The organism is Xenorhabdus sp. BG5 (assembly GCF_015163665.1).
Taxonomy (GTDB): Bacteria; Pseudomonadota; Gammaproteobacteria; order Enterobacterales; family Enterobacteriaceae; genus Xenorhabdus.
Genome location: NZ_JADEUG010000010.1, coordinates 98,463 through 111,681, shown reverse-complemented (window position 1 = coordinate 111,681; position 13,219 = coordinate 98,463). Strand labels below are relative to the sequence as shown.

Genomic DNA, 13,219 nt, shown 5'->3' with positions numbered 1-13,219 from the left:
TCGAACCGTAGGGTGGATAAATTCCAGCGAGGTCGTATCTTCAAGCGCGAGGAGGCAATCATAGTGCTTAACCTGCTCATCGGTGGCGACAAAGCCAGCTTCTGCGATAGCGTGAGGATTAATGGCTTGATTGCGAGCGAAGCGATAAGCAGCTTCGATATCCGCAGGGGATTTTAAAGATTGCACGAGAGACTGTCCTAAATGATTGGCAAGAGAAGAAGTCAGTTTGATCAGCCGCTTAGTGCGGCGGCTATCCCCTAAATCAGCATATTGAAAAGTGTCTTTTGCCCATTGCTCAGCATCTGTTGAAAACATCATATGTGACCTCAACGTAGTATTTCTTATTGAGATCAGCTAGGTAGAAAAAGGTTCAAAAAAATCCCTCGATTCAATCGAGGGATTTGTGTAGAAGAGACAGCATCTAAGGGGCGGTTCTGGTGTTCAACAAAGCAAAAATCGATTATTTACGACGCCATGTTGTTCCTTGTGGGCCATCTTCCAGCTCAATTCCCATTTCATTTAACTGATCGCGCGCCGCATCAGCTAATGCCCACTCTTTGTTTTTACGGGCATCGTTACGCTGTTTGATTAATGCTTCGATTCGGGTAACATCGTCGTCTACTTGTGCTCCGCCTTGCAAAAAGTGTTCTGGATCTTGTTCCAAAAGACCAAGGATCCCTGCCAATTTACGCAGCCTTGCCGCCAGACCATTAGCCGCTGTCATGTCTTCTGTTTTCAGGCGATTAAGCTCACGCGCCATATCAAACAAGACTGAATACGCTTCTGGTGTATTGAAATCATCGTTCATTGCTTCAATGAAACGGGCTTCAAATGTTTCCCCACCAGCAAGTTGGGCGAATTTATCTGTGCCACGCAGAGAAATATACAAACGTTCAAGGGATGTGCGCGCCTGTTTCAGGTTCTCTTCCGTATAATTCAACTGGCTGCGATAGTGGCCGGACAGCAAGAAATAGCGCACGGTCTCAGCATCGTAATATTCCAGCACATCACGGATGGTAAAGAAGTTATTCAATGACTTGGACATCTTCTCTTTATCCACCATGACCATGCCGGAATGCATCCAATAATTGACGTAAGGGCCATCATGAGCACAAGTGGATTGAGCAATTTCATTTTCATGGTGCGGGAACATCAAATCAGAACCGCCACCGTGGATATCAAAGTGGTGACCCAGCGTCTTGCCGTTCATGGCGGAACACTCAATATGCCAACCCGGACGTCCTGCTCCCCACGGAGATTCCCAACTCGGCTCACCTGGTTTGGACATTTTCCATAATACAAAATCCATCGGGTTACGTTTTACATCTGCCACTTCAACACGTGCGCCAGCCTGCAATTGATCCAAATCCTGGCGGGAAAGCAGGCCATAATTAGGTTTGGTGTCAATGGAGAACATGACGTCACCATTAGCGGCAACATAAGCGTGCCCGCGCTTAATCAGCTCTTCCGTGATGGCAATGATCTCTGGGATATGTTGCGTTGCACGAGGCTCTAAATCCGGGCGCAAGATATTCAATGTATCAAAATCACTGTGCATTTCTGCCAACATGCGTGCGGTCAAATCGTCACAACTTTCATTATTTTCGATAGCGCGTTTAATAATTTTATCATCCACGTCAGTGACATTACGGACATACGTCAGATCGTATCCCAGATAACGCAGGTAACGGGCAATCGCATCAAATGCCACAAATGTTCGACCATGACCGATATGACATAAGTCATAAATGGTAATGCCACACACGTACATGCCCACTTTTCCTTCGTGAATCGGCTTAAATTCTTCTTTTTGACGGCTGAGTGTGTTGAAAATTTTTAGCATCAGTGAGTTTCCGTAAAAATTAATGTACGTGTAATAAAATCAAATGAATTGGCTGATTATAGGCTTCTTTATCAGCAAGATAAATAAACGAGAATATAGAAAAGCCAGACGAGATATTTCACCTTGATATGCAATGCTTTGCAAGTGCCATAAACCGCCTTGTTCTGATACGTCTCAGAATACTGACTCAAAATCTGAGATATGATATAACATAAGTTGTTCCGAATCCCCTAAATACAGGGTCAATCAAAACTATTACTAGGATTTTTATTATGGTGACTTTCCACACCAATTTTGGCGATATCGTAATCAAAACCTTCGCTGATAAAGCACCTGTAACTGTTGAAAACTTCCTGAGTTACTGCTCAGAAGGCTTTTATGACAACACCATTTTTCACCGTGTTATCAATGGATTCATGATTCAAGGCGGTGGCTTTGAACCAGGTATGAAGCAGAAAACAACTAAAGCTCCTGTCAAAAACGAAGCCAACAATGGCCTGAAAAACAGCCGTGGCACCATCGCTATGGCACGCACTAATGATCCGCACTCTGCAACTGCCCAGTTCTTCATTAACGTTGTCGATAACGATTTCCTGAACTTCCGTTCAGAGCGTCCAGATGGATGGGGTTACTGCGTATTCGCCGAAGTTGTTGAAGGCATGGACGTCGTTGATAAAATTAAAGGTGTTTCCACCGGTCGCAGCGGTATGCACCAAGATGTACCACATGAAGATGTGATCATTGAACGTGTCACTGTTGGCGAATAATTACTGTTAGACGCTACATGAGTACACTGTTTATTGCAGATTTGCATCTCAGTGAACAAGAGCCGGCAATTACTGCCGGTTTTCTGCGTTTTTTACGTGAGGATGCAATCCACGCTGAAAGTCTTTATATTCTCGGTGATTTTTTTGATTACTGGATTGGTGATGATGATCCCAACCCATTGCATACTAAAATCGCCCAGGCCCTTAATGAACTAAAACAACAAGGTATTCCCTGTTATTTCATTCATGGCAATCGTGATTTCTTGCTCGGCTCCCGTTTTGCCAGAGAGAGCGGCTTGATTCTGCTTCCACAGGAAGAAGTACTGGAGTTGCATGGTAAACGTATTCTGATTTTGCATGGCGATACGCTATGCACCGATGATATCAACTATCAGCAGTACCGTAAGCGAGTACATACTTCGTGGATACAACGGTTGTTTCTGCTTCTTCCTTTATTTATCCGTTTGAAAATTGCAGCCAAAATGCGAGCGGGTAGCCACTATGCCAACCGCCAAAAATCCGCATCTATTATGGATGTCAACCAAGAGGCGGTTATCGAGCACTTTAAAAAATATCAGGCAGATTGGATCATTCACGGGCACACTCACCGCCCGGCAATACACGATATTCAGATTGGCGATAAGACCGTGCATCGCGGTGTATTAGGAGCATGGCATGAGCAAGGTTCGATGTTTAAAGTCACAGAAGCAGCGATTGAATTGATATCCTTTCCCTTCTAAGCGCCTCGCTTATTTTGTAAAAATCGATAAATCAAACGACGCAAACGTTTTCCTTATGCAATTAGCGTGATATGATCCGCCGTCTGAAATTTCATCTTTGTTCTGGTAGACACCCAATACAGGAGCATCTGATTTATGACGTCCAGCTCTGATCCCACAACTGTTATTACTCCTACAATGACTTTTCCAACAGAAATAGAACCCCAAAACCACGCCAAAATCGCCATTGTCATGGGTTCTAAAAGTGACTGGGCAACCATGCAACATGCAGCCGATATCCTGACCGATCTCGCCATTCCTTTTCATGTTGAAATTGTTTCGGCACACCGAACGCCAGATAAACTTTTTCGTTTCGCAGAACAAGCAAAAGAAAACGGTTTTGATGTGATTATCGCGGGTGCAGGTGGGGCCGCACATCTACCAGGAATGTTGGCAGCCAAAACTTTAGTGCCTGTGTTTGGGGTGCCTGTACAAAGCGCTGCGCTTAGCGGTGTTGATAGCCTGTATTCTATCGTCCAAATGCCAAAGGGCATTCCTGTTGGTACGCTGGCTATCGGCAAAGCAGGTGCCGCAAATGCCGCATTGCTGGCGGCCCAGGTGCTGGCGTTGCATGACAGTGCACTGTTTCAACGTTTATCAGATTGGCGCAGTGAGCAGACCCAGGCTGTTTTGGATAACCCAGATCCACGGGAGGATGCATGAAGCCCGTTTGTGTATTGGGAAATGGTCAGTTAGGCAGAATGCTGCGTCAAGCCGGTGAACCGTTGGGGATCGCTGTTTATCCTGTTGGGTTGGATGCCGAACCGGAAGCCGTGCCGTACCAAAGCAGCGTGATCACCGCAGAAATTGAGCGTTGGCCCGAAACCGCATTAACCCGCGAACTGGCTCATCATAAGGCTTTTATCAATCGCGATATTTTTCCGCAACTAGCGGATCGTTTGCAACAAAAGCAGCTCATGGATACGTTGGGCCTGGCAACCGCGCCGTGGCGGCTACTTTCCTCTTCCGAACAATGGCCGCAACTATTTGCGGAATTAGGGGATTTTATCATTGTTAAGCGACGGACTGGAGGCTATGACGGGCGTGGTCAATGGCGTATTCGGCCGGGTGATGAAACCACACTTCCACCTGAAATTTACGGTGAATGTATTGTAGAACAGGGTATTCCGTTTTCGGGAGAAGTCTCGCTGGTGGGAGCCCGTAATGCCAAAGGTGAATCAGTATTCTATACACTGACTCACAATTTGCATCAGGAAGGAATCTTACGTACCAGTGTTACTTTACCTGATAATAGTGCCGATAAGCCGTTTCAACAGCAAGCAGAGCTGATGCTATCCACCATCATGAATCACCTGAACTATGTTGGTGTTATGGCGATGGAGTGTTTTATTGTTGGCGATACTTTGTTGATCAATGAATTAGCTCCACGGGTTCACAATAGCGGTCACTGGACGCAAAACGGTGCTTCCATCAGCCAGTTTGAGCTTCACCTACGGGCGATCTTGGATCTTCCTATGCCAAAACCCGAAATCTTTGCGCCATCCGTCATGATCAATCTGATCGGCACGAGAGTAAATCCCGCATGGCTGAGTTTGCCGCTGGTTCGTTTACATTGGTATGAAAAAGATGTTCGTCCTGCACGTAAAGTAGGTCACTTAAATGTGACCCATGCAGATAAGGGAACATTGAAAGCGACGTTACAAACATTGGCCTCACTATTGCCGACAGAATATCAAAGCGGCCTTCAATGGGCACAAGATAAATTAAGTTAATCTGTTATCTTAGGAAGTGGTAATGATTAAAATAAGCTACCACTTCCCTTCATGAATGATATGAGCTTACCCCTATCAAAATGAGTTTTTGAAAATATTGGCATAAGCCTATGGATCTTTTTATTCCTAAATAATATACGGAATATCGATTTAATTTAAATATAGCAGTGTTATTTTCTCATTGAATTATTCCATAATATATTGTTTATAATATACTTATAACATCAGCCATCATTAAATAAAAGGATAGGTATAACAAAAAAAAATAAACAAAAATTATAAAATAAATAAACATTATATTCATTAAATTAAAAAAATCAAAATTAACTTTTATCTTTATTTATCCCTGCTATACTTAAAAATGCCGGATATGAACATCCCTGTCGGCTTTCAAGTTGCATCGAAATGGTCTGCGATTTATTTTGAAATTCATGGAGTATATAACTATTTTAAAATTTTCAGCCTTGCAGCCCATGTTATTATTAATATGGAGAAAAATAAAATGAAATTACTTAAAAAACACACAGAATATAGTTTATATTTGATCATGATGTTTTTTGCAAACAACGCTTTTTCTTCTGCATATTATAATATGCATTTCATAAACAATAGTAACACTGCCAAAGTAACTTTCAAACGTATTGACCAAGGATGTATGTATAGTTCTGGGCCGTCTCCCATTGAATTAGAACCCCAAAAAGATATCTCCTTTGATGTAGAAGATAGTAATAATATATTTAGCGGTTGCCATGATGAAACAAAATTTATTCATTGGTCTGTTGAATATTCTCAAGGTTATAATACAAACAGTTGCATTATAATGATGGACCATAATAATGATGATATAGATAACGTCTGGAGAACCTATTTTTTAAAATATAAAGAATGTAACCTCCCAATTAAATTGATTTGTGACGGCAGTGAACAGGCTTGTAAGCAAAATGGGCTAACCGGTCATCACAAACAACAGTTAACCGTGGAAATTAACTGAATAAAGAAATTATAAATAAAATGATGTTACTTAAAATCCTCCAATATATAAAAGAATATAATGAACGTATTTCAACCAGTTAGCATAGAAGTTGTGTTGGAATGGATAGTTATCCATCATCAATTACGCCCAAGCAAGTGACTTTGTCAATTTTCAATCAATTGATACCAGCCTTTACTTCCAATTTGAGAATAAGGTTGCCCCTCAAAAAACCGTCTCCCCAATGGTGGAAACGTTTGGTGATTACAAAATTGGCGATATGTATGTCTACAGTATTTGGCAACATTCGCTGCAACAGGACTACAAAGGCGATAAAAGTACCTATTACTATAAGTTTGTGCCAAGGCTCAGTGCCAGCAAAATCACAGGGTATGATCTGTCCTATGGCCCATTAAAAGATGTCCTGTTTGCCCAATGGATAGCCAAAACCAAAAACGTAAGATACGACTATTTCCCTGGTATCAGCTTTGATTGGCAAGTCGGCGGGTTCAGTTGGTTGCGCACTATCTTTTATTTTGAAAATAATGCTAAGGGAAGCTGGAACGATCAGCGTATCCATATTGATTACGGCATTCCTTTCAGGAATCAATTGGGCGATTTCCGCATTGTAGGTACTTTCGATTATACACTGGGATTAGGTGATTACCCTGAAATGATCGATTTCAAACCCGAATTGCATTATGACTTAGGCAAAAAATTAGGCTATCAAGCTGGTCATCTGTGGACTGGAGTTGTCGTAAATCCTGTCAGAAATAAATACAAAATAAAAGATACACCTGGCTTTCGCACGGATCAATTCAGCTATGGCGTGTTTATTCGATACAGCTTTTTCTAATAAACACATAAAATAGTGCCGCTTTTAATCGTTTATATCCTTGATGGAGTCACAATGTCCATTCAACACGAAAAATTCGGACGTACTTATCAGTGGTTTTTGCTGATACTTTTAGGCATGGTCTATTTTTTATCCACAGCAACAACCTTTACGTCATTGGGCGTTGTCCTGCCAAGTATGATTAATGAACTGGGCTGGAGTTGGACAAATGCAGGATTAGGATTCTCACTGCTTGGCCTGACTTGCGGGCTATCCAGTTTTCTGCCAACGGTATTTATTCGTAAAATTGGCGTTCGTTTTACCCTGTTTATCGGCCTGTTGATTTTTCTGGCGGGTTTCTACAACCTTTATCACACATATGCTATTTCATCCTATTTTATCGGTACGGCTTTAATTGGTATCGGTTTTACTTTTCTGGCGACAGTGCCGGGCACTTATGTGATTTCCCGGCTCTATGAGAAACAATCCCTTGCGTTTGGTTTCTACTTCACAATCGGTGGACTAGGTGGGGTAATTGGCCCGTGGATCTACTTTCTGGCAACCCGTGTTTGGGGCACATGGCGCATGCATTGGATGATTTCCGCCATTCTCCTCTCTATTTTCGTTATCCTGACGATTATTATTCTTCAGGAAGGTAAACGGGAAGTCGCCCACGCCAAGGCCGTAAACCAGAAACATAACAATCAGGATACGCCCAGTATTTATCGCACCAAGCAACGTTGGACTGCACATCAAGCACTGCGAACGTGGCAGTTCTATGTGATTGCTGCAACTTATACCGCATTTTTATGGTGTGGCATTACCGTCAACAGTTTTGCTGTTGCTCATATTATCGAAAATGGTTTCAGCGAAGCTATCGCCGTAGGGTTACTGAGCACGATGGCTTTTATCAATGCCTTTTCCCGCTTAGCCGGTGGTGCCGTTGGAGAGTGGGTAGAACCGAAAAAGTTACTGATTATCAGCCTGTCCATTATTATCTTTGGTTTGATTGCACTGAGTATCGCCTCGTCATGGCCGTTCTTGATTGCGTTCACGCTGTGTATCGGAATGGGATACGGCATGACCTTCCTTGCATCCAGTGTATTGCTGGCTAACTATTTTGGCCGCAAGCCTTATCTGGAACTGTTTTCTATCATGAACCTGATATCCACCCTGGCTTGTCTGGCGCCTTTTTTCGCGGGTGCCATCAAAGATTATTCAGGCAGTTTTACCTCTGCATTCCTGATTATTGCTATTCCCGTATTTGTTGTTCTTGTCGTAACATTAATGATGAAACCACCTGCTCATAAAATGAGAAAACACGCGGTTGAAAACACCCAATTTATTGAATAAGGTAAAAATGAACTGAAATAGCGTACAAACAAGGAAATAGTGATGTCAAAGAAAGAGTTCGGCGTATTTCTGCCTATCGCTAAAGGTGGATGGATCATCTCCAAAAACACGCCGCCCCTGGATGCGTCTTATAAGCAAAATCGAGAAGCGGCTATTTTGGCCGATCAGATTGGCCTTGATTTCATTATGTCCATGGGAAAATGGCGTGGGTTTGGTGGTGAAACAGATCATTGGGGTTGTTCGCTTGAATCCATCACCATGATGGCGGGCATTGCCGAAGTGACTCACCGTGCAAAGCTGATCGCCACGGTTCATGCCGGTCTGCATAATCCGGCGGTTACGGCCAAAATGATCGCTACGCTGGATCATATTAGCCAAGGACGTGCGGGGCTGAATATTGTTTCCGGTTCATTCCGCGATGAATTTGAACAAATGGGTGAATGGGATGACAGTCTGGATCATGATCAGCGCTATGCCATGGCGGAAGAGTGGACCCAAGTGATTAAACGACTTTGGCGTGAAAAACAAGTCAATCATGAAGGTACTTATTTTCATTTAAAACAGTGCGTTTCTGAACCTAAACCCCTTTCCCTTCCCCGACCTTATCTCGTTTGTGCCGGCCAGTCTGAACAAGGACTACATTTTAGTGTGCGTCATACTGATGTCTGTTTTATCGGTGGCAAGGATGAGGCTGAAACTCGCAATATCAGTTTAACCGCAAAGCGTATTGCTGCTGAATACAACACAACAACGAAAACATTCTGCATGTGTACCGTTATTTGCGCTGAAACAGATGCCTATGCTGAAACCCTCGCTCAGTTCTATCGTCAGGGTTTGGATGTGGAAGCCGTCAAAAATATGATGCATAGTTTTGGCGTCGATACGAATGGAAAAAGCAATGCGATGGTAGAACGTTCCCAAAACACCTTTATGACTCATACTGCCATCGGTACGCCAGATACCTGCTACAAACAATTAACAGATTTAATGCATACTTGTGAGTTGGATGGCGTTATGTTGATTTTCCCCGATTACATAAAAGGGTTAAAGATTTTTGGCGATCGGATCCTGCCCAGGTTAAGAGAAGAATTTGCCTGATAATATCTGGTCAAATGATCGCTGATAAACCTCGTTGATTTAAACGAGGTTTATCAAAGAGGTGGGAATTATTCAGGCAAGCGCCGATATTGCCCTTGCCTCCGTAATAACCTGACGCCTAACCAGCCACCGCATAGTGAAAGCAGTAAGCTACTGATGATGGGGAGCAGAAACCACATCTGCCATTGTGACTGCCACGGAAAATCAAAGACCTGAGTCTGTAACAACCAAAGTGCAATTTCTGCACCAAATGCCGCGGCTAAACCAGCCATAAAACCAAGCAGGGCAAATTCACTCCATAATGTACGACGCAAAAGTTTTTTACTCGCTCCTAATGTGCGATATACCACCAATTCAAGTTGCCGCTGGCTCATACCGACCTGAATTTGTGCCAATAATAACAATCCACCACAAATCATCACCAAAACAACCATAATTTCCAAAGCCTTGCTAACTTGCTGCAAAATACCTTGTGCTTGTTTGAGTATCGAACCAATATCCAGCAGACTAACGGTCGGGAAATGGCGGTTAATTTCCGTTAATAGTTTTCCATCTCCTTCATAACGAAAACTGGTTAACCACATTCTGGGCTGATTTTCCAATGTCTCTTTGGCGAAAATAAAAATGAAATTCGGATTTATGCTCTCCCAATCCACTTTACGAATGCTGCTTACCGTAGTATGAAACGTTCGTGTATCTCCGGTGAATGTGAGCTTATCCCCTAGGTTAATTTGCAACCGTTCAGCAACACTTTGCTCCATGGAAACTTCGTTCGTTTTTGGCGGCCATGTTCCCGCAATCAAGGTATTAAACGGTGGCAGTTCTGCTTTCCATGTTAAGTTCAGCTCACGACGCACAATAGTACTATTAGGATGTTTTTCATCCGCCCATTCCAGCGCAGATTGTCCGTTCACTTCGGTCAGACGCGCCAGCACTACGGGGTAAAAATCCGTTGGCTCTACCTGGTATTTAGCCAATAAGTCATTAATTTGAACAGATTGTGGTTGGGTCATGTTAAGCAGGAAATAATTAGGGCTGTCCGGCGGTAATTGTTGCTGCCACTGGTTCAATAAATCGCCCCTTGCCATAATCAGCAAAGCCAACAACATGAATGACAGGGAAAATGCCGCCAATTGGGTCATGGTCTGAAATGGCCGACACAGTAACCGATTCACCGCCAGACGCAGGCTTAATTGACGGAACGTCACACGACGCAGTAACCATAATCCCCCCCATCCCAATAATGCCAAAAACAACGCAACAATCGGCACTCCCGCTAACAGCGACCATAACAACGGCTTAGTGCCTGCCAGCAACACCAATCCTCCCGTTATGATGAAGGCCACCGCAGGTAAATAATAACGTAATGGCCAGATGGATGCCGTTACATCACTTCTCAATACCCGTGAAGGCTGGGTAGCCATGAGTTGACGATAAGGGCGAATACCCACCAACACGGCAATCCCAAACAGGGCAGCTATCGCCCATAACCACGGCCACATTCCCGCAGCCGGTAACATCTTAGGTAACATGCCTGCCAAAATTCGAATCAATGCAGATTCAAAAGCCAAACCCAGAATGGAGCCTGCCACTATGGCGGCCAGTAATATCACCAGCCATTGTCCAATGATCCATTGACGCAAGGCCCAGCGCCCTGCTCCTAATGTTTTCAGGATAGCTATCAGGTTATGTCGGCTACGGCAGTAATGTGCCATAGAAACGGCCATTGCCGCTACGGCCAGGAGTAATGTCAACAAAGCTGACAGCAGTAAAAATTGCTGGGCACGCTCAATAGATTGTGCCATGACACCATTATCCTGTTTCAAGGTCAGCCAGCGTTGATCGGCTTTTAGTTGTGGCTCAACGAATTGTTGGAATGATTGGATGGCGGCAGGAGAACCCGCAAACATATAACGGTAAGTCAAGCGGCTGCCGGGTTGGATCGCCCCGGTTGCCTGAGCATCATCAATATTGATTAAAATTCGGGGAGAAATCTGGAAAGGATTGAAACCGCTGTCAGGCTCTTGCAACAATTCCCCACGGATCTTCAACGTGGTATCCCCCACGTCAATATTATCCCCAACCTTGATACCTAATAATGTCAACAATCGTGGTGCCACCAACACAAAACCTTTTTCCGGCTTTAACCCATGCGGATTGGTTTCCAGTTCGCCATACAGCGGATAACGCGCATCTGCCGCTTTCACCTGAGCCAGTTGCGGAATATCTCCTGCATATGTCATGGTCGAAAATGAGATCTGGCGACTTAATGTCAACCCCTGTTCTTGTGCCTTTTGCAACCAGGTTTCATCAACGGGATATGAAGCCCTTAAGACCAAATCACCCGCCAGAAAATCACGGCTTTGATAATGCACACTTTGATCAATACGATCACTAATACGCCCTAATGCCAGTACACAGGCCACCGCTAAGGTCAGGGATAACCAAACAATCAGGAGAGAGGGTGTACGCCATTCACGCCAAAACCAGCGCCAGATCATGCTTCCTCCCGCAATTTGCCATCTACCAGACGTAAACGACGCTGGCAACGCGCCGCCAATTGGTTATCATGCGTGACTAAAATCAAGGTGGTGGCGTAATCATGATTAAGGGAAAACAGCAAATCAGCGATGCGATCTCCTGTTTGGCGATCAAGGTTACCTGTTGGTTCATCAGCAAACAGAATTTTAGGACGAGTACAGAATGCCCGCGCCAAAGCCACCCGCTGTTGTTCTCCCCCCGAAAGCTGAGCCGGCATGTGTTTCAGGCGTTTTCCTAACCCTAGCTGTTCAAGTAGTTCAATGGCTTGTTCACGGCTTTGGGTTTCCGATTCACCACACAATAGTGCCGGAAGCTGGACATTCTCCAATGCATTCAGGGTGGGGATCAACATAAACGACTGAAAAACAAAACCGACATTTTCTGCCCTTAACTGCGCGCGCTGCTCTTCATTCATGCGACTGATATTTTGCCCCAATAGATGAACTTCTCCTCCACTGCCATCATCCAATCCGGCAATAATGCCCAGAAGTGTTGACTTACCTGATCCTGATTCACCAATTAATGCAATTGTCTGTGCTGGCTCGACAACCAACTCAATACCTTGCAATATATTAATTACCTGTTCCCCTTGACCGACATGTTTAATGAGATGATGAACTTCAAGAATACTTTCTACAGCCATGTATTTTTCCTTTTAATGTTGGTGCTATGCAGTGCCAGAGCAGCGGCGGCAGATACCCTGCTTATATTAGGCGATAGCCTCAGTGCCGGATATCGTTTGCCCGTTGAGCAGTCATGGCCTGCCCTGATGGCAAAACAGTGGCAACAAGCCGGCAAAAAAACAGTCATTGTTAACGGCAGTATTAGTGGCAATACTGTAGCGCAAGGGCTTGAACGTTTGCCTGAGTTATTGAAACAGCACAATCCAAAATGGGTTTTGATCGAGCTTGGTGCTAATGATGGACTGCGTGGTTTTCCCATTCAAAACATAGAACAAGATTTGCAACAGAGCATTACTTTGATTAAACAAGCCGATGCACAACCGCTGTTAATGCAAATCCAAATTTCACCTAATTATGGAAAGCGATATACCGAATCCTTTGCCAAAATTTATCCTGTACTTGCTAAACGTAACCAAATTTCTCTGCTGCCATTTTTCATGGAGCACGTTGCTATTAAACCAGAATGGATGCAAGATGACGGGCTGCACCCCAATCAAGCTGCACAACCCTTTATTGCTGATTGGATGTCCAACACATTGTCGGCATACATCAACTCCCCTTAAGTAAAAAATATTTCTTAATAGTAAATCATTTATTTCCATAAATTGATGCAGGTA

The 13,219-nt window shown here is 43.9% G+C and carries 13 protein-coding genes; 9 read left to right on the top strand and 4 right to left on the bottom strand.

The window, feature by feature from the left end:
• Both IQ209_RS07615 and cysS read right to left on the bottom strand, forming a co-directional pair.
• On the bottom strand, positions 1-315 hold a 315-nt coding region (locus IQ209_RS07615), incomplete at its 3' end, for a transposase (RefSeq protein WP_193850502.1).
• A 145-nt stretch (positions 316-460) separates the two neighbouring features.
• Positions 461-1,843, bottom strand: a complete 1,383-nt coding sequence (gene cysS / locus IQ209_RS07610) for a cysteine--tRNA ligase (RefSeq protein ID WP_193850485.1) — start codon at positions 1,841-1,843, stop codon at positions 461-463.
• Between the two features lie 272 nt (positions 1,844-2,115).
• Between cysS and ppiB the strand changes: the two genes are divergently transcribed.
• The 8 genes from ppiB to IQ209_RS07570 all read left to right on the top strand — a co-directional run bounded on the left by ppiB (position 2,116) and on the right by IQ209_RS07570 (position 9,378).
• Positions 2,116-2,610 carry a peptidylprolyl isomerase B gene (gene ppiB, locus IQ209_RS07605; protein WP_074019340.1) on the top strand — a complete coding sequence of 165 codons (495 nt, stop codon included), beginning with the start codon at positions 2,116-2,118 and terminating at the stop codon, positions 2,608-2,610.
• Between the two features lie 17 nt (positions 2,611-2,627).
• Positions 2,628-3,350 (top strand): UDP-2,3-diacylglucosamine diphosphatase, encoded by a 723-nt coding sequence (gene lpxH, locus IQ209_RS07600; RefSeq protein WP_193850482.1) that lies wholly within the window; start codon positions 2,628-2,630, stop codon positions 3,348-3,350.
• Positions 3,351-3,527: 177 nt separating this feature from the next.
• Entirely contained in the window at positions 3,528-4,052 is a 525-nt protein-coding gene (gene purE, locus IQ209_RS07595; protein ID WP_228005772.1) for a 5-(carboxyamino)imidazole ribonucleotide mutase, read from the top strand.
• Positions 4,049-5,122, top strand: coding sequence for a 5-(carboxyamino)imidazole ribonucleotide synthase (gene purK / locus IQ209_RS07590; protein WP_193850478.1), 1,074 nt, complete (start codon positions 4,049-4,051; stop codon positions 5,120-5,122). The genes purE and purK overlap by 4 nt, the downstream gene beginning before the upstream one ends.
• 370 nt (positions 5,123-5,492) lie before the next feature.
• Positions 5,493-6,113, top strand: a complete 621-nt coding sequence (locus tag IQ209_RS07585) for a hypothetical protein (RefSeq protein WP_193850476.1) — start codon at positions 5,493-5,495, stop codon at positions 6,111-6,113.
• A 223-nt stretch (positions 6,114-6,336) separates the two neighbouring features.
• Positions 6,337-6,948, top strand: coding sequence for an outer membrane protein OmpK (locus tag IQ209_RS07580; RefSeq protein ID WP_228005766.1), 612 nt, complete (start codon positions 6,337-6,339; stop codon positions 6,946-6,948).
• A 54-nt stretch (positions 6,949-7,002) separates the two neighbouring features.
• Positions 7,003-8,280, top strand: coding sequence for a CynX/NimT family MFS transporter (locus IQ209_RS07575; protein WP_193850474.1), 1,278 nt, complete (start codon positions 7,003-7,005; stop codon positions 8,278-8,280).
• 42 nt (positions 8,281-8,322) lie between these two features.
• Entirely contained in the window at positions 8,323-9,378 is a 1,056-nt protein-coding gene (locus IQ209_RS07570) for an LLM class flavin-dependent oxidoreductase (protein WP_193850472.1), read from the top strand.
• Between the two features lie 68 nt (positions 9,379-9,446).
• Here IQ209_RS07570 and ybbP read toward each other — a convergent pair whose 3' ends face one another.
• The gene (ybbP, locus tag IQ209_RS07565; RefSeq protein ID WP_193850469.1) at positions 9,447-11,879 is read right to left on the bottom strand and encodes a putative ABC transporter permease subunit YbbP; all 2,433 of its coding nucleotides are present in this window, start codon (positions 11,877-11,879) and stop codon (positions 9,447-9,449) included.
• Positions 11,876-12,562, bottom strand: coding sequence for a putative ABC transporter ATP-binding protein YbbA (ybbA, locus tag IQ209_RS07560; protein WP_193850467.1), 687 nt, complete (start codon positions 12,560-12,562; stop codon positions 11,876-11,878). The genes ybbP and ybbA overlap by 4 nt, the downstream gene beginning before the upstream one ends.
• Between ybbA and tesA the strand changes: the two genes are divergently transcribed.
• The gene (gene tesA, locus IQ209_RS07555; RefSeq protein ID WP_193850465.1) at positions 12,533-13,165 is read left to right on the top strand and encodes a multifunctional acyl-CoA thioesterase I/protease I/lysophospholipase L1; all 633 of its coding nucleotides are present in this window, start codon (positions 12,533-12,535) and stop codon (positions 13,163-13,165) included. The genes ybbA and tesA overlap by 30 nt on opposite strands.
• Positions 13,166-13,219 lie beyond the last annotated feature (54 nt).